Origin of the sequence: Intestinimonas sp. HCP28S3_D6, assembly GCF_052065695.1 — a bacterium.
In the GTDB taxonomy this organism is placed as follows: domain Bacteria; phylum Bacillota; class Clostridia; order Oscillospirales; family Oscillospiraceae; genus Intestinimonas.
The window spans coordinates 66,880-91,136 of sequence record NZ_JBQHTM010000006.1; the positions used below are offsets into that span (position 1 = coordinate 66,880).

The 24,257-nt window shown below is 59.2% G+C and carries 24 protein-coding genes and 1 other RNA gene; 6 read left to right on the plus strand and 19 right to left on the minus strand.

What is annotated here, in order from left to right:
• The first annotated feature begins 45 nt into the window (after positions 1-45).
• Positions 46-594: an AlkZ-related protein gene (locus ACTNBK_RS03640; protein ID WP_441143698.1), complete on the plus strand. Its 549-nt coding sequence runs from the start codon at positions 46-48 to the stop codon at positions 592-594.
• 53 nt (positions 595-647) lie between these two features.
• On the opposite strand, the gene ACTNBK_RS03645 is transcribed toward ACTNBK_RS03640, so the two are convergent.
• On the minus strand, positions 648-1,292 hold the full coding sequence (locus ACTNBK_RS03645; RefSeq protein WP_441143700.1) for an HAD family hydrolase: 645 nt from the start codon (positions 1,290-1,292) through the stop codon (positions 648-650).
• Positions 1,293-1,372: 80 nt separating this feature from the next.
• Here ACTNBK_RS03645 and ACTNBK_RS03650 point away from each other — a divergent pair, with 80 nt between their 5' ends.
• A complete protein-coding gene (locus tag ACTNBK_RS03650; RefSeq protein ID WP_441143702.1) occupies positions 1,373-1,912 on the plus strand; it encodes an amidase domain-containing protein in 540 nt (179 codons plus the stop codon).
• Here ACTNBK_RS03650 and ACTNBK_RS03655 read toward each other — a convergent pair.
• From ACTNBK_RS03655 to ACTNBK_RS03670, 4 genes are all read right to left on the minus strand, one after another.
• A complete protein-coding gene (locus ACTNBK_RS03655; protein WP_441143704.1) occupies positions 1,867-2,934 on the minus strand; it encodes a tyrosine recombinase XerC in 1,068 nt (355 codons plus the stop codon). The genes ACTNBK_RS03650 and ACTNBK_RS03655 overlap by 46 nt on opposite strands.
• Before the next feature lie 173 nt (positions 2,935-3,107).
• Positions 3,108-4,481, minus strand: coding sequence for a DNA repair protein RadA (gene radA, locus ACTNBK_RS03660; RefSeq protein WP_441143706.1), 1,374 nt, complete (start codon positions 4,479-4,481; stop codon positions 3,108-3,110).
• A 19-nt stretch (positions 4,482-4,500) separates the two neighbouring features.
• Entirely contained in the window at positions 4,501-5,247 is a 747-nt protein-coding gene (locus tag ACTNBK_RS03665) for an N-acetylmuramoyl-L-alanine amidase (RefSeq protein ID WP_441143708.1), read from the minus strand.
• 51 nt (positions 5,248-5,298) lie between these two features.
• A complete protein-coding gene (locus tag ACTNBK_RS03670) occupies positions 5,299-6,675 on the minus strand; it encodes an MATE family efflux transporter (RefSeq protein WP_441143710.1) in 1,377 nt (458 codons plus the stop codon).
• Between the two features lie 172 nt (positions 6,676-6,847).
• On the opposite strand from ACTNBK_RS03670, the gene ACTNBK_RS03675 reads away from it, so the two are divergent.
• Together ACTNBK_RS03675 and ACTNBK_RS03680 are read left to right on the plus strand one after the other, a co-directional pair.
• Positions 6,848-7,303 (plus strand): spore coat protein CotJB, encoded by a 456-nt coding sequence (locus ACTNBK_RS03675; RefSeq protein ID WP_441143712.1) that lies wholly within the window; start codon positions 6,848-6,850, stop codon positions 7,301-7,303.
• A gap of 1 nt (position 7,304) precedes the next feature.
• Positions 7,305-7,904, plus strand: a complete 600-nt coding sequence (locus tag ACTNBK_RS03680; RefSeq protein ID WP_441143714.1) for a manganese catalase family protein — start codon at positions 7,305-7,307, stop codon at positions 7,902-7,904.
• Between the two features lie 206 nt (positions 7,905-8,110).
• Here ACTNBK_RS03680 and ACTNBK_RS03685 read toward each other — a convergent pair whose 3' ends face one another.
• The 13 genes from ACTNBK_RS03685 to murD form a co-directional block, all read right to left on the minus strand.
• Positions 8,111-9,766, minus strand: a complete 1,656-nt coding sequence (locus tag ACTNBK_RS03685; protein WP_441143716.1) for an acyl-CoA dehydratase activase — start codon at positions 9,764-9,766, stop codon at positions 8,111-8,113.
• Positions 9,763-11,046, minus strand: coding sequence for a 2-hydroxyacyl-CoA dehydratase subunit D (locus ACTNBK_RS03690; RefSeq protein WP_441143718.1), 1,284 nt, complete (start codon positions 11,044-11,046; stop codon positions 9,763-9,765). The genes ACTNBK_RS03685 and ACTNBK_RS03690 overlap by 4 nt, the downstream gene beginning before the upstream one ends.
• A 24-nt stretch (positions 11,047-11,070) precedes the next feature.
• Positions 11,071-11,955: a DNA/RNA non-specific endonuclease gene (locus ACTNBK_RS03695; RefSeq protein ID WP_441143720.1), complete on the minus strand. Its 885-nt coding sequence runs from the start codon at positions 11,953-11,955 to the stop codon at positions 11,071-11,073.
• Positions 11,952-12,359, minus strand: coding sequence for a hypothetical protein (locus ACTNBK_RS03700; protein WP_441143722.1), 408 nt, complete (start codon positions 12,357-12,359; stop codon positions 11,952-11,954). Before ACTNBK_RS03700 ends, ACTNBK_RS03695 begins: the two co-directional genes overlap by 4 nt.
• A gap of 84 nt (positions 12,360-12,443) precedes the next feature.
• Entirely contained in the window at positions 12,444-14,432 is a 1,989-nt protein-coding gene (gene ligA / locus ACTNBK_RS03705) for an NAD-dependent DNA ligase LigA (protein ID WP_441143724.1), read from the minus strand.
• 7 nt (positions 14,433-14,439) lie between these two features.
• Positions 14,440-15,111, minus strand: a complete 672-nt coding sequence (locus ACTNBK_RS03710) for a VanZ family protein (RefSeq protein WP_441143726.1) — start codon at positions 15,109-15,111, stop codon at positions 14,440-14,442.
• A gap of 67 nt (positions 15,112-15,178) precedes the next feature.
• A complete protein-coding gene (gene yunB / locus ACTNBK_RS03715; RefSeq protein WP_441143728.1) occupies positions 15,179-15,862 on the minus strand; it encodes a sporulation protein YunB in 684 nt (227 codons plus the stop codon).
• Positions 15,863-15,906: 44 nt separating this feature from the next.
• Positions 15,907-17,157: an aminotransferase class I/II-fold pyridoxal phosphate-dependent enzyme gene (locus tag ACTNBK_RS03720; protein WP_441143729.1), complete on the minus strand. Its 1,251-nt coding sequence runs from the start codon at positions 17,155-17,157 to the stop codon at positions 15,907-15,909.
• 8 nt (positions 17,158-17,165) lie between these two features.
• Complete coding sequence (locus ACTNBK_RS03725; RefSeq protein ID WP_441143730.1) at positions 17,166-17,696, minus strand: GNAT family N-acetyltransferase; 531 nt, start codon at positions 17,694-17,696, stop codon at positions 17,166-17,168.
• Between the two features lie 2 nt (positions 17,697-17,698).
• The gene (locus ACTNBK_RS03730) at positions 17,699-18,691 is read right to left on the minus strand and encodes a M42 family metallopeptidase (protein ID WP_441143731.1); all 993 of its coding nucleotides are present in this window, start codon (positions 18,689-18,691) and stop codon (positions 17,699-17,701) included.
• Positions 18,692-18,710: 19 nt separating this feature from the next.
• Entirely contained in the window at positions 18,711-19,733 is a 1,023-nt protein-coding gene (locus ACTNBK_RS03735; protein WP_441143732.1) for a M42 family metallopeptidase, read from the minus strand.
• Positions 19,727-20,767: a M42 family peptidase gene (locus tag ACTNBK_RS03740; protein ID WP_441143733.1), complete on the minus strand. Its 1,041-nt coding sequence runs from the start codon at positions 20,765-20,767 to the stop codon at positions 19,727-19,729. The genes ACTNBK_RS03735 and ACTNBK_RS03740 overlap by 7 nt, the downstream gene beginning before the upstream one ends.
• Positions 20,768-20,813: 46 nt before the next feature.
• Entirely contained in the window at positions 20,814-22,196 is a 1,383-nt protein-coding gene (gene murD, locus ACTNBK_RS03745) for a UDP-N-acetylmuramoyl-L-alanine--D-glutamate ligase (RefSeq protein WP_441143735.1), read from the minus strand.
• A gap of 149 nt (positions 22,197-22,345) precedes the next feature.
• Here murD and rnpB point away from each other — a divergent pair.
• Together rnpB and ACTNBK_RS03755 are read left to right on the plus strand one after the other, a co-directional pair.
• An RNA gene (rnpB, locus tag ACTNBK_RS03750) (RNase P RNA component class A) lies at positions 22,346-22,704 on the plus strand.
• Between the two features lie 110 nt (positions 22,705-22,814).
• Positions 22,815-23,516 (plus strand): MerR family transcriptional regulator, encoded by a 702-nt coding sequence (locus ACTNBK_RS03755; RefSeq protein ID WP_441143737.1) that lies wholly within the window; start codon positions 22,815-22,817, stop codon positions 23,514-23,516.
• On the opposite strand, the gene ACTNBK_RS03760 is transcribed toward ACTNBK_RS03755, so the two are convergent.
• A complete protein-coding gene (locus tag ACTNBK_RS03760) occupies positions 23,507-24,235 on the minus strand; it encodes a YebC/PmpR family DNA-binding transcriptional regulator (RefSeq protein WP_441143739.1) in 729 nt (242 codons plus the stop codon). The two genes, ACTNBK_RS03755 and ACTNBK_RS03760, sit on opposite strands and share 10 nt — an antisense overlap.
• Positions 24,236-24,257 lie beyond the last annotated feature (22 nt).

The following is a 24,257-nucleotide window of genomic DNA, read 5'->3' on the forward strand; positions in this document are numbered from 1 at the left end:
CAGCGCCTCCCCCTTTCTTTAACATGAAAAGAGGGGGAGGCCGCCATGAGCGCAGCCCAGTTGAAGCATTATCTGAATGCCACCGGTATCCTGGCTTGCAACACCGACATCCACCTGCGCTGTCTGGAGGATATTGGCTGCTCCTGGGCTGACGCTGTGGAGCTGATTGAGAAAAAGGAGATCTTCCTCAGCAAAGTCTATCGGAAGCGCACGGTCTATTTGTCGCCCAAGGTCTACCACCTGTTCAAACAGTGTAGAGCACAGCGCCCCATGCCGGGGCCAGCACGGCGGCTCTATGAGATTCTCCAGGGCATTCCGTGCGGACTGGAGACCGGCGAGCTGCGGGAATTGGCCCAGATGGACCAGCGCACTCTCCTCACGGCTATGGATTTCCTGTTGGAGGAGCTCTACATCACCGCCGTGGGCAATGGCCGCTGGCTCAATCCCAACTGGTCTACCTACCGATACGGGACGGCGGAGCACTGGGAGGCTGCCGCCGAGCCCCGGTCGGAGGTGGAGGACCCCAGAGGGACCCTGATGGAATTCCTATCTTGGAGCATGCCGGAGGAGGAAATCCGTCGGCTAATCCGGTAAAATGAAAACGAGAGCACTGCGGGTCAAAACCGCAGTGCTCTCGTTTTTTGTCATTATAAGGCGCGGAACAGGTCCTCTGGGGTATCTATGATGGCAGAGGCGCCGTGCGCCATCAGAAAATCACGGCTCCGAAAGCCCCAGGAGACCGACAGGCAGGGGAGCCCGGCGTTGGCCGCCGTCTGGATATCCACGTCGGAATCCCCCACATAGACGCAGTGGTCCGGATGAACGCCCAATTCCGCAACACACAGGTCCACCAGATCCCGGGCGGGCTTCTTCTGCGCTCCGGGACGCTCGCCGATGGCAACAGGGAGGAGGCCACCAAAGTGCTCCCGGCAGAGCTCCTTTACCGCACCGTCGAATTTATTGGATACCACTCCCACTTTACAGTCATTGTTTTGCAGCTGTTTGAGTAGCTTCAGGATACCAGGATAGGGGGCGGTCTGATCCCGCATATGTACCATATAGTCTTTCTTGAACCACTCCAAGCAGTCCAGGGTCAGTGTTTCATCAGTGCCGGCTGGTACAGCCCGGCGGATGAGCTTCTCCACACCGTTTCCCACAAATTGTCGGACCTCATCCAGGGACCGTTGAGGCAGATCAAAGTGTGTCAGAGCCCGATTGGTACTGGCCGCCAGGTCATCCAGAGTGTTGAGCAGAGTACCATCCAAATCAAAAATCACTGCTTCGTAACGCATTGTGTTTCATTTCTCCTTTGTTGTGGCCCGGGTCAGCACTGGCGCATAGCATGATACAGCAATGAGAAAGGGTGAATGCCATGCCGTTGCCTATACTCCCATATGACAGGGAGGCTGCGCTCCGATATGCCCATCGCTGGGCGTACAGCCGGAACCCGGCCTATTATGATTATGAAAACCTGGGAGGAGACTGTACCAACTTTGCCTCCCAGTGTTTGTATGCCGGTACAGGCATCATGAATCTTACGCCCACCTATGGGTGGTACTACATCGACGCCAATCAGAAATCACCTTCCTGGACGGGTGTGCCTTATTTCTATAACTTCATTACCCGGAAGGAGGAGAGCAGGGGGCCGTTTGGAGTAGAGACCACCATTGACGGCATTGAGCCGGCGGATTTTGTCCAACTGCGATTTCGGGGCACCACCTTTGGACACACTCCGGTGGTGGTGGAGGTGGGTGACCCGCCCACGTTGGAAAATATCCTGGTGGCCGCCCATAGCTATGACGCCGACTTCCGGCCGCTGAGTACCTATTTCTTTGAGGAGATCCGGTATCTCCACATTTTAGGGGCTTATCCGCCAGAGTTCGCGCCGCCGCCCGGCCCGCCCGTACCCTGACCGCCGGCCTGTGGTTGTTTTTTCCGACGGACCTTGGAGAGTGGTGTGGCACTGGCCGCCATGCGCAACTCGGCGTTGTCTACGTGTGTGTAGATCTGGGTGGTGTTCAGGTTCTCGTGGCCCAGTACCTCCTGAAGGGTGCGCACATCCACGCCGTTCTGAAGCATCAGGGTGGCCGCCGTGTGGCGGAGCTTGTGGCTGGAGTAAAGGGATGCGTCCAGCCCGGCCTTTTTCAGGCGTTGTTTGACCATGTAATGGACGGCATCGGTGGTCATACGGGTGTGGCGGCGGGTCAGGAACAGAGCGTTCCGATCCACTGCGGCGCTCTGGCTGCGCTCGGCCAGCCAGTCATCCAGCGCGTCCCGACAAGCACCATTCAGGAAGATCATCCGCTCCTTGTTGCCCTTGCCCAGCACCCGTAGCTGCTCCTCGCGTACATCGGTTAGGTTGAGGCCCACCAGCTCCGAGATACGAAGTCCGCAGTTGAGGAACAGCGTCAATATACAGTAATCCCTGGCCCGGTTTGGCTCGTCCACAGCTTCCAGAAGCTGGATGCTCTCGTCCAGACTCAGATACCGGGGCAGTGATTTTTTGAGCCGGGGGGCGTCCAGGTCCTGCATGGGATTTTCACTGATGAGCTTGGCCTTGCTGGAGAGGTATTTGTAAAAGGAGCGGATGGCAGCGATTTTGCGGGCCCGGGCGGAGGGCTCTAGCCCAAAGCCGGAAGAGGGACTGTTGGCGTGCTTGAGCCGGTCACGGCTGAGGTAGCTCATGTAGCTGTATACGTCGCTGAGGGTGACGGAACGAGCCAGTTCCAAGTCCAGATCGTCGATGGAGATCTGGTCCAGTTCGGTGGTCCTGGGCACCAGACCACGTTCCAGTTTGATGTAACGGAAGAAGTTACGCAGGTCTAGATAGTATTCATCCACGGTTTTTTTGGAATGGCCCTGGATGGTCTCATGGTAGACCAGGAAGTCCCGCAGCAGCTTGGGTGCGTCCAATTTATAGTCATTTCGGTCCATAGCCTCCCTCCAACTCAACAAAATTTTTATTTTGTTGAGTATAGAGTAGACCCCCCTTTCGGTAGATGGCCCAGGAGACTTTTTGGCCTCCTGGGCCTGATGCTGTTGATTTCATGATCGTCTGTTGTTGGTGTTACATATTTTTTGATTGTGTTAGTCGTTTACGGTCCGTCTCAGGTCAGGACGGCGGCCAGGGCCTCCCGGATGTTTTTCACCCGGATGAGTTGCAGGCCGTCCGGCTCCTGGAACCGGGCGCTGTTCCGGGCCGGAATCAAACACTGTGTGAATCCCAGTCGGCACACTTCGCTGAGCCGTTGTCCAAGCGCGCTCACGGACCTCAGCTCGCCGGTCAGGCCCACCTCGCCGATGGCCGCCAAACTGCCCGGTACGCTCTTATCCCGAAAGCTGGACGCCATGGCGATGATGGCCGCCAGGTCGGCGGCTGGCTCGTCCAGGCTCAGGCCGCCGATGACGTTGATATAGGCGTCACAGCCGCTGACCATGAGCCCGCCCCGCTTTTCCAGCACCGCCAGGAGCAGCATAGCCCGGTTGTAGTCAAAGCCGTTGCTGGTCCGCCGAGCATTGCCGTAGCCACTGGGCGCCAGCAGAGCCTGGACCTCGGCCAAAATGGGTCGTACGCCCTCCATGACACAGGTAACGCAGGTCCCTGGTGTGTCCAGGGGACGCCCGGCCAGCAGGGTTTCCGACGGATTGGGCACCTGGGTAAGGCCGCTGTCGGCCATCTCAAAGACACCGATTTCATTGGTAGCACCAAAACGGTTTTTTGCCGCCCGCAGGATGCGGTAGGACATGTGGGGCTCCCCTTCAAAGTAGAGCACGCAGTCCACCATATGCTCCAGCACCTTGGGCCCCGCGATGGAACCCTCTTTGTTCACATGGCCGATGACAAAGACGGTGACCCCCTGCCCTTTTGCCAGCTGCATGAGAGCCATGGTGCACTCCTTGACCTGGGCCACGCTGCCCGGAGCGCTGGTGTTCTCCCCATGGTACATGGTTTGGATAGAGTCCACAATGAGCACGTCGGGCCGCAGCTCGGTCACCGATTCAAAGATGTCCTCCAGATCGGTCTCAGCCAGCAGATAGAGCTCGTCGCTCTCCACGCCCAGGCGGTCGGCCCGGAGCTTGATCTGCCTTTCCGACTCCTCGCCAGAGACGTAGAGCACTTTGGAGCTCTGGCACAGACTCTGGCAGATCTGGAGCATCAGGGTGGACTTGCCGATGCCGGGGGCGCCGCCCACCAACACCAGAGAGCCCTGGACCGCTCCCCCACCTAGTACCCGGTCCAGTTCGCTCAGTCCAGTCCGGAACCGAAGCTCGTCGGTAGTCTCTACCTCCCGGATGGGCTTTGGGCGGTTCAACGGCACGCCCCGGACGGCGCTTCTGGCCTGGGCCGGAGTGGAGCGCTTCTTGGGCTCTGCGGGCTGCTCCACCACGGTGTTCCAGCTACCGCAGGCGGGGCACTTCCCTACCCATTTTGGGGTCTCGTTTCCGCATTCTGTACAGTAAAAAACGGTTTTTGACTTCAAGATCGGTCCACTTCCCTTTCTATGCCCCCTCCTCAGGGACAGGTGACAAAAGAGCGCTGGCCAGAGCGGCGGCCAGCTTGGTCTGGTATCCGGGGTTACGCAGCAGAGCGTCCTCCTCCGCATTAGACAAGAACCCACACTCTACCAGAATGGCAGGACAGGTGACGTGGTCCATCAGATAGACGGCGCCGGGCAGCTTGGCCGCCTGCCTGGTATTCCCCGGATCCAACGCCCGGCGCAGGATCTCCTGAGTGTGCCGGGCCAGGGGCTGGCTGCTTTCTGCGTCGGCATAAAAGACCTGGGCACCGTGATAGCGGCCGCTGCCAGTATAGGTATTTTGGTGAATGCTTATCAGCAGCGCGTTCGGGATGGCCTCCACCCGCTCCACACGGTTGCGTAAATCAGAGGCCTTCTTCTCCCGCAGGGTCTGGGCCTCGGGATCGTGGAGGGAGATGTCTTCGGTGCGGAGAAGCACGGTATCTGCGCCATAAAGGCCCAGAACAGTGTCTAGCCGCAGGGCGATCTCCAGGTTGACGCCGCTCTCCACGGTTCCAGCAGGGGAAACGGCCCCTCCGTCCTCCCCGCCGTGTCCGGCGTCGATGACCACAGTGGTACCCCGGAGCTGAGCCGGCCCAGCCAGCGTGGGCACCGATGGCCCCGGCCGGAGCAGGAGACAAGCTGTCCCGGCGGCCAGCAGAAGGGCCGCCAGGCCGAAGATTGTCCTTCTACCCCACCAACGCGAAATTCTTCCCTCCATCTTCTTCATGATCGTACCCCCCCTCCCGGCAGTGTATGCCCGGAAAGGCGGCGGCATGTGTCAGGCAGGCTCGATAGCAACCGGTGCCGCCCGCTTGTTCAGGATTCGTTTAATGGTCAGAAGGTAAACCAGGACCGATACGGCCGTACCACCAAAGTCGGAGATGGGCCCAGTGAAAAAGACAGCCTGGGCACCAAAGTGTGCAGGAAGGACGAAGAGACTCACGAAATAGAGGCCCTTTCGCCAAAAAGACAAGGGCAGAGAGGCCCGGACCACACCCATGCCGGTAAAACCGTCCACAATGGTATACTGGACACCCAACGGAATCACACCCAAGGTAAAGATTCGGATGGCCCGGGAGGCCATGGCCACATATTCTGGATCACGGGTGAAAACGAGGACAAAGACCTGGGGGATCAGCTGGGCTACCAGGAAAAACACGGTGGTAAAGAGGATACATATCAGAACGATATATTTCTGAGCTTCCAGCACCCGGTCGGGGCGGCGGGCACCGTAATTGAAGCCCAAGATGCTCTGGGTCCCTCCAGTGATGCCGCCCAGGGGCATGGTGATCATCAGCATAAAGCTCTGCATGATGGTGGCGCAGGTGACCAGCATATCCCCCTCCCCTGCTCCTCCATAACGCTGGAGGATGGTATTCATGGCAATGATCATTACATTGTCCATAGCGATGATGATAAAGGAGGTTAACCCTACAGTTAGGATGGCACGAACCGTCCTGATGCGGTAACTGCCGAATGTGATGCGAACTGGAGGACGATGACCAAAGAGAAACAGGAGCACATAGGCGCAGGAGGCTATCTGGGAGAGCACTGTAGCCAAGGCCGCACCTTGAACCCCCATATCCAAGAGGAAGATAAAGACAGGGTCCAGCACGATATTGAGTACCGCACCCAGAAGAACGGAACGCATACCGGCGTTGGCAAAGCCCTGACATACGATAAACTGGTTGAGTCCGGAGGACATAAGAGCGAATACGGTACCCATAAGGTAGATGGTGATATAGGCGTCAGCATAGGGAAAGGTAACCGTACTAGCGCCAAACCACATGAGCAGATGTTCCCGAATGAGGAGGGATACAACGGTCAGGAAAGCCGATAGAACAAGCAGCATCAAAAAGCAGTTGGCAAGAATCCGTTCCGCTGCATCCCGATCTCCCTCTCCCAGCTTGATACTCATGAGAGGTGCACCGCCCACACCTACCAGGAAGGCAAAAGCCCCTACAACGGTTACGATAGGACCGCAGATTCCCACTCCGGCCAGGGCTGTGTCGCCAATCTCCGGAATGTTGCCGATATACATTCGGTCAACAATGCTATAGAACACACTGACGAACTGGGCCAGCATAGAGGGCAGAGCAACCCGCAGTACCAGGGGACGGATTGGATCTCTGCCCAGGTCATTTTCACGCTTCAAATCTCTCTCTCCTAAGTGAGTTTCTGGGACACTCCATTGAGCGGACCCCATTATACCATAGGCGGTCTGAAAAAGTAAACAGGGGCCAAGTGTAACTCTGGTGCATAGGATGGGATGGCGGGTTTTCCCGTCAAAGCGGGAGCCGCCAAAATCCAGCGAGGAGGAACATCCCGTGTACCCTGAACATGGAACTGAACCCGTACCCTGCGGGGATGCCTGTGGCATTCTGCCGTCCTGTGCGCCTCTGGCAGTACCCTATGTGCCGTTCCAGCAGACCGGCGCCAAGCGCTATGAGCAGATGGAAGCTTTAAGCAGTGGCACCCTCTACCCTGGTTTGGACCTTCCCTTCCGGGCAAAAAAGACCGCTGCCGCCGTGGCCGAGAGCCCTCTCACTCAGCTCCAGGCTCTGGAGTTTGTGGTCCAGGAGCTGGCCCTTTATCTAGACACCCATCCCTCTGATGGGGAAGCCTTTGCTCTCTTCCAAAAGTACACCGCTATGGAGCAGGAGGCCCGTGCTTCCTACGCAGCCGCTAACGGTCCTGTAATGAGGAGCGATGCTGCAGCCAGCAAGACCTATACCTGGCCTAAGGAGCCGTGGCCCTGGAATTCGGACGAAGGGAGAGGCTGACATGTTTTCTTATGAAAAAAAGCTGCAATACCCTGTGCATATCAAAAATCCCAATCCGAAGCTGGCCTCCTTTATCATCAGCCAGTATGGCGGACCGGATGGAGAACTGGGCGCATCTCTGCGCTACCTGAGCCAACGCTACGCCATGCCCTATCCGGAGCTCAAAGCTCTCCTCACCGATATTGGTACTGAGGAGCTGGGCCACCTGGAGATGATCGGCGCCATTGTCCACCAGCTCACCCGGGAACTCACCGACGAGGAGGTCCGGAACTGCCCCTCCTTTGCCCCTTATTTTGTGGACCACACCACTGGCATCTATCCCACAGCTGCCTCTGGAGCTCCCTGGAACGCTGCCGGTATCGGCGTGAAAGGCGATGTCATCGCCGACCTCACCGAAAACATGGCTGCCGAGCAGAAGGCCCGGGTCACCTATGACAACATTCTCCGTCTCAGCGACGATCCCGACGTCAATGACGTCATCCGTTTCCTCCGGGAGCGGGAGATCGTCCACTTCCAGCGCTTTGGCGAGGCAGTGCGCCTGGCCAAGGAGAAAATGGACCAGAAGAACGTCTACTTTACTAATCCAGCTTTCGATCGCTGAGAAATGGCACAGGCGGTGCGGAATATTTCCGCGCCGCCTGCTCTTTTATTGTTATTCTGGTACAACCGTCACATTTCTGGAACCTTCACTAGAGCCGCCACCACCACCGTAACTGCTACCGGAGGGCGGCGCAGTCGGCGGCGTGACAGACTCCGGATAGGCGGTGTGGATCTGACTGATCTTAGGCCCAGAACTCCATTATATTGTTATGATAGTTCCAAGGCAAACAGGGCCGCACCTAAAGCACCGTTGAGCTGTGCCTCACTAGAGATTTGTAGGGGTGCACCCAAAAGGCGCTGGATGGCTTCCGCTACGCCCTTGTTCTTGGAGACGCCGCCCGTCATCATATAAGTGGGCTCCCCGCCCAGCCGCTTGCACAGGGCGCAAGTCTTGGCCGCCACCGCCTCATTGAGACCGTGGATAATGTCGGCGGTGCTCTTGTTCTGGGCGATGAGGGAGACCACCTCCGACTCAGCGAAGACAGTACACATGCTGGAGATGGTAATGTCCTCTTTCCAGCTCAGACCAGCGGTGCTCATCTCATCCAGCGAGAGCTCCAGGGTCCGGGCCATGAGCTCCAGAAAACGGCCAGTTCCAGCGGCACACTTGTCGTTCATGATAAAATTCACCACGTTGCCGGTCTCGTCCACCCGAATGACCTTGCTGTCCTGACCGCCGATGTCGATGATTGTGCGCACCGTGGGGTCCAGGAAGAAGGCACCCTTGGCATGACAGGTGATCTCGGTGATCGACTTGTCACCCAGCTGGATAGCAGAGCGGCCATAGCCGGTGGTGACGGTAGCGGTGATGTCCTCCGGCTTCAGTCCAGCCTGGGTCAGGGCCGCCTCCATAGCCCGCTCTGCGCCCGCCGCGGCGCCAGCGCCGGTGGGCAGGATGACTTGCGCAACCAGATGCTTGTCCTGATCCAGAATAGCCACATCCGTACTGGTGGACCCGCTGTCGATCCCTGCAAAATATCCCTTCTTCACTTGTCCTCTCCCCTTCCTGGTCAGTGTGGTCTCCGGTGATAGGCTCTCCGCAAAGGCCTCCAGCCGGGTGCGGAGCTGCCCGCTGCTCTGTATGGTATAGTCGGACTCCAGCTTCAGCAGCGGCACGCCGCAGTCCTTGCGGAGCTTGGAGTACTCGAAGCCATAGTAGTCGCAGAACTTCACTGTATGATAGATGATGCCCCGCAGATCGGGCGACCGCCGTAGGCTCTCCCGGCCGGTCACATCGGTCATACGCATGCAGGGGACCTGCTCCAACAGGGCCTCGGCGTAGGGCTCCATGAGGGCCTCCAGGTCCGTTTCCTCCCCCTCTGGCGGCGGCACAAAACGGTCGTGGACACAGGTGTCGTTGCACACCGGCAGCGGCATAGACTCCGCCATGGTCTGGAAGAGCCTGTCCCCTACCCTGCCACCCATGACACTGAGGTAGGGGCCATCTGGACGCTCCGACGGGTGGAAGGCGGCTCGGAACCGATTGGGATCAAAGGTCGTTCCTTTATAAGTTGCGTAGGCCTCGGCCAGTCGGAGCAACTCCGCCTTTGTGCGGGCGGTAGCTCTGGGACCGCTGGTGTGGAGCATGTCCAGCAGGAACAAGAAGTCCATCTCACCCTTGGCGGCCAGAATGTCATAGACGCTGCGGATGGTGTCGCAGCAATTGACCAGCACCAGCTCCTTCACTTGCCCGGAGAAGCAGGCTTCTAGCACAGACTTGCCGAAGCCGCAGAGATTGGGATGCCCCATCTGGTCACTGAGAGAAAAGTTGTCCGGCATCTCGTCCAGGACCTGGCAGGTACCGCCCAAAGCCTCCAGCAGCTCCACCGGGGTGTATTTGCAGATATAATAGGTGGTGCTCATTCCTTGGACCTCCCCCCTGCTTTGAGCATCTCAACAAAAGCCTCCATCCGGGTGGCCAGCTGCCCCTCCCCGCCGTGGCTGCGGTCACAGCCATCTCCATCTAGAACCAGACAAGGAATCCCGGCGGCCTCAAAGCCCTGTTTGGCCAACTGAGCACCGCCCAGGGTGTGCTTGCAGCCCCAATGGCAGAACCACACGGCGCCGTCCGCCTTGACCTGACGGGCTGCGTCGATGCCCCGCTGGATGCGCCGCTCTACGGGACCGTTGAAGGCGGAGCAGACCACCCGCCGGGCCATGGCCCGGTAGGGGTCGTCATCCACGGGCCCCTCCAGCAGGCCCTCAAAGCACATGTCGCAGGCCACCACCTGAACCTGACGGTTGTAGTCGGTGACCTGACGCAGGGGCTGTACCCAAAAGGGGGTGGTGTGCATCCACACCAGCCGCATCCCCTGCGCAGAAGGAGCCTTCTCCGCCTCCTGGATACACCGGCGGGTATACGCCTCGGTTTCCGGAGTGCCCAGCAGAGTGTGGAGGGCAAAGGCAGAAAACATCTCGCCGGTGAGCTCCCCGATTAGCAGCTTGTCTGCGCGTAGGGTCATGTAGCGGTCGAACTGCTCCATGCTCCGCTGGCTCCGGGCCACTGCGGTCCGAAGGTCGTCGTCCTTTAGATTCTGGCCCGTCTCCTTCTCCATAAAACGGACCATCTCTCGGAGCTGGTCTGCTACATAGTCCACCGCCGGCTCGTCGGTTTCATAGGGCACGTCTACCACAAACTGGGGCACCTGAAAGTATTCCGCTAACCGGCGGAAGGTGAGCAGGTTGGCGTCGCAGGCCAGGGTGGTATTCAAAATGAACCGGGGCTTGGGCATAAGGCCTTTCTCCGCCGCACCGATGAAGATCCGGTGGTAGGAACAGAAGGTGTCCGGCAGCCCCTGACTCTCGGCGTAGTGCAAAAAGGACTGCTCGGCCTGAGTACCGGACAGAAAGCAGCCAAAACCCTCACAGGAGTATGGATAGAGTCCCATGACCTGCAATGGCTCACAGGGCAGGAACAGGCTGGCCATGGCGGAGCGCTCAGGGTGGACCAAGGGCAGCGTCATGGCCCGCATGGTCTGGGCCGCCACCATCCGAGCAGCAGGGCTGTCCTTCAGCCGGGGATCGTGGCGGATCTGCAGTTCCTTGGCCCGATAGCCTCTGGCCAGCCAGCGCCTGGCCTTAACGGGGTCCTTCTCACAGGTCTCCTGTACCCAGGCCCCAAACGACGTGACAATATCTCTCATAAACTTCCTCCCGATCTCAATCCCTCAGGGTTTGCAGACGCTGCAGGGGGTGTATCCCTGATCCAGAAGCTCCTGCCGGTCTCCCACAAAGTCCTGACGATTACTGGGGGACATGTCCTCCACGCTGGAGCAGGTGGGCAGATGGAATTTGCCGGAGTTGGTGTTGATGACATAAGCGGTGCCCCCGCTGGAGTTGGAAGTCTCCTGGGTTTGGGTATCCTTCCCCTCCAGCCAGCTGTTGCCGGTGGCGTAGTCGATGACGATCCCCGGCTGGACGTTGTAGGCGTAGACGCAGAAGCAGATGCCCTCGCCTCCGTCCTCCACGCTCAAGCCCTCCATGAGGACGCCCCGGGCCACCAGCTCATCTCCTTGAAAGATGGGGGTCACCCGGTAGAGCACATGATTTTCGGTCTCCTTGACGTAGTCGGCCACCTGGTTTTCAAAGGGCAGCATACCGTCTATGTTCAGATAGCGGGTGCCGGTGATGAGGTTCTTCTCATTGGCATTCTCGCCGGTGAGTTGGAATCCTATGAGGTGGCAACGATTGTAAAGGTATTTCCCATCCACAATGTCATACTTGACGGTCTGCCAGCCGGAGGGCTTCACCTGGCCGATGCTCCCCCGGTCCTCCGTGGGCATCAGGTCGATCCCCACATTGGCCCAGGCCACACCGCAGCGGCCCAGCGCGTCCAGATCGCTGTAGGTCTCATAGGAATTGGTGGTCACATCCTCCTGGGTGAAGAAGGGTTCGTTGTCGTTGACCGTCACATAGGGTTCGCCGTTGTAGGCGGGCAGGTCGTCCAAGGAGTAAGATACGGAAATAGAGGAAGGTGTTATACCTTCACATCCACTGAGCAGCAATGTACAGAGCATCGCCATGGCTAGTAGGATCGCTTGGATTCGTTTCATCGCTGGTAAACCTCTTTCGTGATTTTTTCATGGGAGTAGCCGGAGAAATCGCAGTTGGAGGCCAGCCAAAATCCCGCTTTCAGGTCCAGATCCAGCCACTGGTCGGCGGGGTAGACCCTATCCCACCGGTAGAGCACCAGAGCTTCGATCCGGTCCAGGTCGGGGGACAGGGGCGGGAACTCCATGAAACAGAGGGCTCCCTCCCCGGCCTGGCACAGAGGTGACTCAGATATTTGGATCACGGCCTCCGGCTCGATGAACTGCCGGGCGGAATAGGGGGTCATCCAGATCGGTTTCCCGGCGGCCATGGTCAAAATATCCGCCCGCACCGCCCGGTCAAGGCTCTGCCGACGCTGATGGAAGGCCATTCCATTCTTTTTGTCCACACACAGAAGCACGATCATATAAAACGCCCCTTTGACTGAAAATTGAGAAAACGCATGGGGCGTGTCTCGACTGAGACACGCCCCATGAGGGCTGTGACTACGTTAGGTGGAGCTCCCCTCCAGCAGGCTCAGAAGTTCAGCCTCCGTGAGCACGGGAATGCCCAGCTCGGCGGCCTTCTTGAGCTTGGAGCCGGCGGCCTCCCCCGCCACCACGTAACTGGTCTTCTTGGATACGGAGCCGGACACCTTACCCCCCTGGGCCTCAATGAGCTCTGTGGCCTCCTTCCGGCCTAGATGTTCCAGCGTGCCAGTGAGGACAAAGGTCTTGCCCGCCAGGGCCTCTCCCACCGATGCCTCGGTGCTGTCAAAAGACACACCGGCCTCCCGGAGGGTCTCAATGAGATGGCGGCTCTGTGGGCTCTGGAACCACTCCATCAGACTCTGGGCCGTGATGGCGCCGATGTCAGGCACGGCCGTGAGGGTCTCGGCGTCGGCGGCTATGAGGGCGTCCAAAGTGCCAAATCGGGCGGCCAGCACCTTTCCCGCCTTCTGCCCCACCTGACGGATGCCGAAGGCAAAGAGCAGGCGGCCCAAGCCGGCGGATTTGGATTTTTCAATGGCGGCGATCAGATTCTCGGCGCTCTTCTTGCCCATGCGCTCCAGCTGTTCCACATCCTCCGCCTTCAGATGGTAGAGGTCGCCGGGGCCCTTCACCAGGCCGGCACCCACCAGGGCCTCCACCACGGCAGGACCCAAGTGCTCAATGTCCATGGCGTCCCGGCTGGCGAAGTGGACCAGATGGCGTAGACGCTGGGCAGGGCATTCCGCGCCGGTGCAGCGGATGTGGGCGCCGTCCTCGTCCCGCTCCACTGGCGCGCCGCAGACAGGACAGGTCTTGGGCAGGAAATAAGGCTCGGTGCCCTCCGGACGCTTCTCTTTGATGACGGACACGATCTCGGGAATGATCTCCCCCGCCTTCTGGACCAGCACTGTGTCACCGATGCGAATGTCCTTCTCCGTGATAAAATCCTGGTTGTGGAGCGTGGCGTTGGTGACGGTGGTACCTGCAAGGCGAACTGGCTTTACAACCGCTTTCGGTGTAAGGACCCCCGTCCGGCCCACCTGGACCACGATGTCCTCCACAACGCTCTCCTTCTGCTCCGGGGGATATTTGAAGGCGGCGGCCCACCGAGGGAATTTTGCGGTGGAGCCCAGACGATCCCGGTCCGCAAGGTTGTTGACCTTCACCACCGCTCCGTCGATATCGAAGGGATAGCTCTCGCGCTCATCACCCATGCGGCGGATGCACTCTCCCGCGCTGGCAATATCGGAGCAGCTCTCATGGGGAATGACCTTGAAGCGCTGGCTCACCAGGTAGTCCAGGGACTCACTGTGGGTGGTGAAGGTCCGCCCTTCCGCCCACTGGACGTTGAAGACCCGGATGTCCAGCCGGCGCTGAGCGGCGATTTTGGGATCGTGCTGGCGCAAAGAGCCGGCGGCTGCATTCCGGGGATTGGCAAAGAGGGGCTTTCCCTGGAGCTCCGCCTCGGCGTTCAGTTCTTCAAAGACCTGACGGGGCATGAAGACCTCTCCCCGCACGATCAGCGAAGGCAGGGCCTCCGGCAGGCGCAGAGGGATGGAGCGGATGGTCTTGAGGTTTTCCGTAACGTCCTCCCCCACCAGACCGTCGCCCCGGGTGGCACCGCGGACAAAGATGCCATTTTCATACTCCAGAGCCACAGACAGGCCATCCACCTTGGGCTCCACGTCGTACTCCACCCCATCGGGCAGGGCTTCCCGTACCCGCTGGTCGAATTCGCCCAGCTCCTCCAGGGAGAATACGTCCTGAAGGCTCTCCAGAGGAACCCGGTGGACCACCTCGTCAAAGCCCTCGGCCACCTTGCCTCCTACCCGCTGCGTGGGCGAGTCCGGACTGGCCAGCTCCGGATGGGCGGCCTCCAGCTCCTCCAAACGGCGGAGCTTGTGGTCGAAGTCGTAGTCGCTCATGGCGGGGTTGTCCAATACGTAGTATTCATAGTTGGCCTGCTCCAGCTCACGGCGCAGGTCCTGGATTTCTTGGATCTCGTCCACGAAGGGATCACACCTTTACACAAGTGAATTTTGCTGCAAATCCGGGGGTGATGGCGCGCAGCAGCCGGTATAGCAGATAGCCGGCGGCAGCGCCCACCGTGTTGAGGATCAGGTCATCCAGATCGGTGCCCCGGTCGATGAACAGTTGGATGGTCTCGATGCTCAGAGAGGCTAGAAAGCCCGTCAGTGTGGAGAGCCACAGACTCCCCTGCCGCCAGAGCAGAGCGGTAAAAAAGCCGATGGGCAGAAACATTCCCACATTCCCCAGAAAAAGAAAGGCGCTCCAATAGCTGTGAAAATGGTAGGCGATGCCGCCGGGAAAGGGGGTCAGAAGCCGGGGTAGCTCCTCCGGGAGGCGTTGGAGCCGGGTAGAAAGTTCCTCCATGGTGGGATAGAAACTCCAGAAAGTAATCCCATCCGGCCAGCGGTTTGGGGCAATCACAAAGCTCCACAGATTGGAGGGAAAGATGGTCAGGGCGGCCAGCCCGGCACAGAAGAGGACAAAGACCAGAAGCGTTCCCTCCCGCAGAACCGGGCTTTTTAGGCCCCGGCGGGCCAGACAGTGGCGGCGGATAGGAAGCAGAACAAAAAACAAAACGGCACTGGCAAAGGCGCAGGGCAGCATCTGAACCACATAGCGGAACACATCGCCCGCCACTTCCTCCAAAACAGACCACATAGAATTGTTCCCTCCCAGGTTTTTTCTCATTCTAACACGTGGGAGAAGACTCTTTTTTAAAAAATACTTACGATCCCTCGCCATCCTGAATGGTCGGAAGCTCCACATAGGTATCCGGAACACTGCCCACGATGATAGTTTCGGCTACCGGGACCTGGGTGCTGACCTCGGCTGGCAAATCCCCTCCGGGGAGCAGGATATCCAGGTCAACCGTCACCTGCAGCAGGATCTGGTGCCGGGTCTGGTTAATGCCGGCATCGAAGAACTGGCTCTGGAACACGGCGTGGGCGGTCCCCACAGACATCACATCTACAGGCAGGTCAAAGCCCCGCCCGGAAAAGAAATTGATCCCTGTCAGGTTCCCCACCGGGATGGACAGGCTCTGGGCATCGATCTGATCCACCGCCGCCACCGCATCACTCAGAATACTGGTGCGCAGGTCGTTCAGCGCCGCCATATTACTGGTGAGAGCCGTGATACGGCCGGTATCATCCTTCTCCACGGTAATGAGGTCGCTGTAGGTGATGGCTCTGGACTGGATCTCAGCCGTAACGACACCATCCAGTAACTGGGTAACAGAATTGGTCACCTTAGCCTTCGCCATGGTCTCCACCACCGGTCGGAGTCGCAGCTCCAGGCTGAAAATGAAGCCCAGCGCCAGCAGGACACCGAAAAGCCCGGCCAGCCAGAGGTCCCTTCCCTTCCGGCGGGAACGACAGCGGCGAAATGGCCGACCATACCAAGCCCGCATAGCAGTCACCTCCTATGGCAACTCTATGCGGGCAATGGCTCGTATCAGTCCTGTAAAAGCTCCTCCACCGCCAGGAGTACGCCGGCCTTGCCGCTCTCATAGGTAAGGCCACCTTGGAGGTAGACGGTGTAGGGCTCCCGCATGGGAGCGTCGGCAGAGAGCTCAATGGAGGCGCCCTGAATGAAGGCCCCCGCCGCCATGATGACCTGGGAATCATAACCGGGCATGTCCCAGGGCTCTGGAGTCACGTAGGAGTCCACCGGGGCGCCCTTCTGGATGCCTTTGCAGAAGCGTTTCACGGCCTCGGGATTGCCCAGATGGATCATCTGGATGATGTCGTGGCGGACCGCCTGGGAGGAGGGTTCGGCCTCATAGCCCAGTAGCTCCATAATCCGGGCGGCAAAGACCGCCGTCTTCACCGCCTGCGCGGTGGTATGGGGGGCAAGGAAAAGTCCTTGATAGAGTAGACGGTTGTTGCCCAGCGTGGAGCCACACTCCCGGCCGATACCGGGGATCGTCATACGGTAAGAGGCCTTTTCGATGAGGTCCTTCCGCCCGGCCATATAGCCGCCGGTGGGAGCCAGGCCGCCGCCGGGATTCTTGATGAGGGAACCCACCACCAAGTCAGCCCCCACCTGGGTGGGCTCCAGGGTCTCCACAAACTCACCGTAGCAGTTGTCGACCAGGACGTCCACGTTGGGGTTGGCGGCTTTGATGACCCGGCACATCTCCCCAATATCCTCCACGGACAAGGACGCCCGGGTGGCATAGCCCTTGGAGCGTTGGATCATGACCACCTTCACGGTGGGGTCCTCCCGGACCATCCTGGCCATACCTTCCAGGTCGGGCTTGTCGTCAACCAATTCTACTTGTCGGTAGTTGATACCATAGTCCTTCAGCGATCCAAAGCCCTTATCCGTGATACCTATGACACCCTGGATGGTGTCATAGGGCGCCCCCACGGCGTAGACCAAGGTGTCCCCTGGCCGCAGGGCGCCGTACAGAGCGCAGGAGATAGCGTGGGTACCGTTGACAAAGCCGATACGGACCAGAGCGTCCTCCGTACCAAAGATGTCGGCGTAAATCTCCTCCAGCTTGTCCCGGCCCAGGTCGTCGTAGCCATAGCCGGTGGTGCCGGCAAAGTAGGCCTCCGCCACCCGATGCTTCTGAAAGGCCGCCAGGACCTTCTGCGTGTTTTCCTCTGCAATGGCGTCGATACGGGCGAACTGATCTCCCAGGTCGGCCTGAGCTTTCCGACCCAGTTCCCGGACACGGTCACTTATCTGTAATGGCATATTCCTTTTCACTCTCTGCTTTCCAATGGTTTTATACATTCATCTGACAAAAGGCTAAATAAAAAATCGTCATAGAGGATACCGTCTTTCTCATGGTGCTGCCGCAGGACCCCATCTCTCCGAAATCCGCAGGATTCCAGGAGACGGATCGATGAAAAATTAAACGCTCCGGTTTGGGCCATCACTTTATTGCAATCTTGATCCAAGAACAGCATGCGGCAGAAGGTCTGCAATGCGTACCTCATATACCCCTTTCCACGCCATTCTGGGCAGAGGTAATAGCCTATTTCCATACTGCGATTTCTAGGATTCCAATCTGACGCGGTCAATTTACCAATCAGATGTTTTTTATCAGAGGTCCACAGGCCCAAAATAACAGTATTTGGCTCATCCAGAGCTGACTGATACAGCTTTAGCTTTTCTTCCCTGCTCCGCAGACGGATGGGACGGCAGGTCATCGTATCAAAACCATCTTCATCCTCTAAGCTGCGCAGCCAAACCAGTTCTTCCGCTGAGATGGAATCCAGCACCACGTCCATAGTTACAGGCTTGCCTCAGCGAAGGCGGCCACCAGACGGGCGCAGGCCTCCACATCTCCCCGGTCCACCATCTCCTGGGGGCTGTGGGTGTAGCGGCAGGGAATGGAGATGCCTCCTGTGAGGACGCCCATCTTGCTGACGTGGATGCTGCCAGCATCGGTACCGCCGGCCTTGATCACGTCCATCTGAGCGGGGATACCCCGCTCCTTGGCCAGAGCCTCCAGCTTGGAGACCATCTGGGGGTGGCAGATTACGGAGGTGTCCATCACCTTGATGGCGGCACCTCCACCCAGCTTGCTGCTGCCAGTGTGCTTGCTTCCCAGCTCATCTGCGGAGACCGTCACATCCACGGCGATGCCGTAATCGGGGTCGATGGCATAGGCGGCGGTTTTGGAGCCCCGGAGCCCAACCTCCTCCTGGGTGGTAAAGACAAAGTACAGGTCATTGTCGCTATTCTGGAGCTCCTCCATGGCCATCAGCAGTACCAGGCAGGAGATGCGGTTGTCCATGTAGGGAGAGACCAGGCGGTCCCCTACGGCGTAGGTAGGGGTATCATAGACGGCGGTGTCGCCAATCTTGACCATAGCGCCGGCCTCATCGGCGTCATGGGCGCCGATGTCGATATAGAGGTCGTCCAGTGTCATATCCTTGGGGTCCACCGACTCACTGAGACAGATGACACCACGGACACCGTTCTTGAAGCGGACTGGGGTGGCTATGAGATCAGGGGCATGCAGCCCACCTACTTTGCCAAAACGGAGATACCCTTCCTTCTCGATATAGGTGACGATGCAGCCGATGGAGTCCATATGGGCGGCAAACATTACCCGGGACCCACTCCCCTTCTTGTGGGCGATGAGATTGCCCATGGTGTCCCGGCGGCACTCGTCCACAAAGGGCATGGCCAGCTTCTCCAGCACATCGGCCACCTCGGACTCGTCACCGGCAGGGCCATGGCAGGCATTGAGGGCCTGAAGCGTCTTCAAAAGATCCATACTGTTCTATCCTCCTGTATCACGAGGCCGCCATGGCTTCGATAAAATGTTTGACCAGCGTATGCGCATGGGTGAGATCCTGGCAGCAGATCACGCCGGACGGAGCGTGCAGGTACCGGACCGGAGTGGACACCGCCGCCACCCAGACGCCCTCCTTGGTCCGCTGGATGGCCGAGGAGTCGTTGCCGCCGGAGAGGTAGTTCTTGGTCTGCCACGGAATATCGTGCTCTTCCGCCAGCTCCCGCAGCTGCTCAAAGAGAGCACGGTCGTAGATGGTGCCGTTGTCCATGAAGGAGAGCACAGGGCCCTTTCCCAGGATGGCCACCCGACGGTGCTCATCAGTTCCGGGAAGATCGGCTGCCGTGGTTCCTTCCAGTACCAGGGCGATCTCCGGCGTGACGGAAAAGGCAGCGCCGAAGGCGCCCCGGGTGCCCACCTCCTCCTGAACGGAGAAGACGAAGGTACAGTCCATGGGCAACTCTTCCTCAATGAGCTTGAGCATGACGGCACAGCCAACACGGTCATCCAGGGCTTTGGCCTTGAGCATGCCGGAGCCGAACTCCACGGCGTCGCTCTCAAAGGCCACCAGATCACCCAGAGCCGTGACACGCTCGGCGTCGGCCCGGTCCTTGGCGCCGATATCGATATACAGGTCCTCAAAGTCGGGGACCCTCTTCTCCTCTTCGGTGCTGACCAGGTGGTAGGCCTTGAGTCCGATGGCCCCTGGGATGCGTCCCCGGCCCACGCTCACCCGCTTACCGATGACCACCCGGGGATCGATCCCGCCCACAGGGGCAAATTTCAGATAGCCGTCCTCGGTGATGTCGTTGACGATGAAGCCCACCTCATCCATGTGGGCGGTGAGCATGAGCTTGTTCCCCGTGTGCTTCTCCCCTTGCTTGAAAACGATGAGATTGCCCAGAGCGTCCACCCGCATGGAGGCGGCATAGGGCCGGCACCGCTCCATCAGGTAGTCACGCACCTCGTCCTCACCGCTGGAGACGCCGTTGAGGAGGCAGAGTTCCTTGACCAGGTTCAGCACAGTTCCTTCGCCTCCTTACCCAGGTTTTCCGCAAAGGCGGCCAGCAATGCCGCCGAGGATTCGATATCTGCTAAGTCCAGCACTTCAATGGGGCTGTGCATATACTTCAAAGGCAAAGAGATCACCGAGGTGGCGATCCCCTCTCGGACAATCTGCATGTGCCATCCGTTGGTGCCAGTGTGGCCCTCCATAACCTCCAGGTCGTAAGGAATCCCCAGGGCCTTGGCCTTGGACACCATACGCTCAGTCATCCAGCGAGTCATATTGGGACCGACGCCGATCTGAGGTCCGCCACCGGTACCGCTGCGCCGCCCCTTGGGATTGTCCGGTGTCTTGGCGTGGGTTACATCCACCGCCACGCAGCAGTCCGGGTGGAGGCTGTAGGTCCCCACCTTGGCGCCGGCACCGCCCACCTCCTCACGGGTGCTGCCCATGATGTAAAGATCTACATCCAGGGTTTTGTCCCGGAGGAGCTCCGCTGTCCGCAGCAGAATGGTAAAGCAGGAGCGGTCGTCCATGGATTTGCCGCAGACCTTACCGTTCATGAGATCAAAGCAACTGCCCCGGAATACCATGGGAGTGCCGATGGGCACCCGGCGCTGGGCCTCCTCCTGGCTCATGCCGATGTCCACCCGGAGCTCGTCGATGGGGATGGACTTCTTCTTGTCCTCCGCCTTGAGCACGTGGGGCGGCAGACAGGCCACCACGCCCAGAATGGGGGTATCGGCCAGCACAGTCAGCTCCCGGTCGGGCAGCATCCGGGGGTCCACCCCACCGATGGTGCGAAAACGGAGGAAGCCCTCCTCAATTCCGGTGACGATGAGACCAATCTCATCCAGATGGGCGTCCAGCAGCAGCCGGGGCGCACCGGGGCGGCCGCACAGCCGCACACCCACAGCGTTGCCGAAGCGATCCACGTTGGCCTCGTCCAGAAAGGGCCGCATCAGGTCGGCGGCCTGCATGGCCACCATGCGCTCAAAGCCGGAGGGCCCGGCCATGGCGCTCAGGCGGCCCAAAACTTCTCTTGTGTCCAAATATTCCACTCCTTTCCGCGGAAAACCGCGTTCTGCCCCGAGGGACTTAAAGTTCATAAACAATCTTTTTAAAAGCCTCGCCCCGCTGTGCAAAATTCTTAAAGTGATCAAAAGAGGCACAGGCCGGCGAGAGGATGACCACATCCCCCGGTTGTGCCATGCTGTGGGCGGCCAGGACGGCGGCGTTGAAGTCCTCGTACTTGGAGATGGGCGGTTCGCCGTGGTAGGCCGGACAGCTCCGGATGGCGTCGGCAATCCGGTCCGCCGTATCTCCGGTGAGGATGAGGTACTTCACATGCTCCACCACCTCAGGGCCAAGTACGTCGAAGGGGATGTGCTTGTCGTAGCCGCCGGCAATGAGGATGACCTTCTCCTTAAAGGAGCGCAGGCCGGCAATGGTACGGGAGGGGCTGGAGGCGATGGAGTCATTGTAGTAGCGCACGCCGTTGAGGGTGCGTACCAGCTCGATGCGGTGCTCCACACCGGCGAATTTGGAGGCGAAATTCCGGATCACCTGGTCGGGCACCAGCCCGTCCACGGCGGCAATGGCCGCCATGTAGTTTTCCACGTTGTGATCGCCGGGCAACAGGATGTCCTCCAGGGGGAGCACCAGCCGGGAGCCCTCCGGAGACACCACCCAGATGGCGTTGTCCCTCAGGCAGACGCCCTCGCTGAGGGCCTGCCGGCGGCTGAAGAATACCGCACGGCCCGGTGCGGACTCCGCAAAATTCCGGGTGATTTCATTGTCAAAGTTGAAGACGGCCCTTCCCTGTGGGGACTGATGGGTAAAGATATTTTCCTTTGCAGTGATATACTCCTCCATGGACTTATGGACGTCCAGGTGGTTGGGCGCCAGGTTGGTGACCACGGCGATGTCGGGGCTCCGGTCCATGGTCATGAGCTGGAAGGAGGAGAGCTCCAGTACGGCGTAGTCGTCGGGCTCCATGCCGTCCACGTCGGCCAGCAGGGGCTTTCCGATATTGCCGCCCACAAAGGTGTGATAGCCCGCCTCCCGGAGCAGGCTGGCGATGATAGTGGTCGTGGTGGTCTTGCCGTCACTGCCAGTGACGGCGATGGTGTGGCAGGGGCAGACCTGGAAAAACACCTCCATCTCGGAGGTGATGACGCTGCCCTTGGCCTGCGCCAGCAGTAGCTCCGGCACGTCGGGCCGCATGCCGGGGGTGCGGAGGATCACGTCGTGGTCCAGCCCCTTCAGATAGTCGGGGCCCAGCCGCAGCTCGGCACCCAGGCTCTCCAGCTCCTCGGTGAGCCCGCCGAAGTCCTCACGGCGATTCCGATCGCAGGCGGTGACCTTGATCCCTGCCCGCAAGAGCATCTTGATCAGTGGCGTATTGGACACGCCAATGCCGATAACGGCGACGGATTTTCCCTTGAGTCCCGCCAAATATTCTTGAATGGTGGTCGGCATAGCCATTTCCCCTTTCGGTTCTCCAGTCAGACGCAGCAGCAAACGGGCCGTCGGCACCGCACGCCAAGTCGTTATATATTATAGACGATAAATGTGAATATTTCAATCGAATTGACATCGGCCGATGGATGAGATATAATAACCATCTGCAAGTAAGCTGGACAGCCGCGTGGGCAGTGCCGAAAGGCCGTCCATGAGGAAAGTCCGGGCTCCGTAGGGCAAGGATAACGGATAACATCCGCCGGGGGCGACCCTAGGAAAAGTGCAACAGAGAGATACCGCCTTGTTGGCTCTGCGCCGACGAGGTAAGGGTGGAAAGGCGAGGTAAGAGCTCACCCGATGGCTGGAGACTGCCCATCGCTGTAAACTCTATCCGGAGCAACACCGTGGAGGGACATATGGCCGGCCCGGCCGTCCCATGGAGGTGGCTGGAACGCGTTGGCAACGGCGCGTCTAGATAGATGGCTGTCTTAAAGGACAGAACCCGGCTTACAGGCTTGCTTGCGATATGAGAGCCCGGAGCACAGCGCTCCGGGCTCTCTTTTTGATTTTTCAGAAATAAGCTTGACACTTCCCTTACGTCAGATGGTACACTTCTCTCAAAGGGAGGCATCAGCCATGAAGATGAAAGAAGTGTGTGCGGCCACCGGACTGACGGAACGGGCGGTGCGGTTCTATGTTCAGGAGCAACTGGTGAACCCGCAATCCCAGCGGCGGGGCGGCCGTACCTGGCTGGATTTTTCCGAGCCGGATGTGGAGCGGCTCCGAGCCATCGGGATCCTGCGGAAGGCGGGCTTTACCATCGATGAGATCCGCTCCATGGGACAGGACTTTCCAAACAATGCCCCCGGCGCCGCTTTCGCTCTGAGGCGCCGGCTCCAAGAGGCTATCGATGCCTCTGAACGGCTGAGACGCATTGATACCGCCCAAGCGGACGGCTTGGAGAGCTACGCCTCATTGCTGGAGGCTGAGGTAAAAGACCAGCCACTCCCGGACTATGACGGCCCCTGTACCCGTCATATAGACATCGACGCCTGGCACGACCGGGTGGAATGGCTGCTCATGCTGGGAGCGGTCTGGCTATTCTGGCGTCTTTACAACGGCGCAGTGGATCTCTTGTCCGACCGTTTTACGCTGCTGTCCATCGCGTTCTGGAATCCGTTGGTTTACTTCCTGCTCTTTGTCATCCTACCCTTGCCCATTGCGATAGTCCTGGGCAGCGGAGCGGGAAAATGGCTGTGCCGCCACTTTGAATATGTGCCATGTGAAGAAAAGAGCCTGCCAAATCGGCAGGCTCTTTTGATGTTTGCTCAATCCTGATCCCAGTTATGCCAGACGTTCTGCACGTCGTCATTCTCCTCCAGGAGGTCAATGAGCTTTTCCATATTCTTGATGTCTTCCTCATTTTCCAGCTTGACGTAGTTCTGAGGGACCATCTCCACGGCGGCTTGCAGGAAGGTGTAGCCCTTCTCTTCCAGAGCGGCCAGAACAGTGCCGAAGGCGTCGGGATCGGTGTAGATCTCAAAGGTCTCCTGTTCCGCCTGCATATCGTCGGCGCCGGCGTCCAGGGCATCCATCATGACGGTATCCTCGTCCAGGTCTTCCTTCTCGATGACAATGACGCCCTTGCGGTCAAAGGACCAGGACACACAGCCGGTGGCACCCAGGCCCTTGCCGTACTTGTCCAGTAGGTGACGGACCTCGGGAGCGGTACGGTTGCGATTGTCAGTGAGGGCATCCACGATAACAGCTACGCCGGAGGGACCATAGCCCTCGTACACCACGTTCTCGTAGCTGTCGGTGTTGCCGGAGCCCAGAGCCTTTTCGATGGTGCGCTTGATGTTGTCGTTGGGCATATTGGCCGCCTTGGCCTTGGCGACGACGGTGGCCAGACGGGAGTTGTTGTTGGGGTCGCCGCTGCCGCCCTGCTTCACCGCCACGATCATCTCGCGGGCGATCTTGGTAAAGATTTGAGACCGCTTCGCGTCGGCGGCGCCCTTGGTCTTCTGAATATTATGCCACTTGGAATGTCCTGACATTGGATTCGTCCCCTTCTAAATT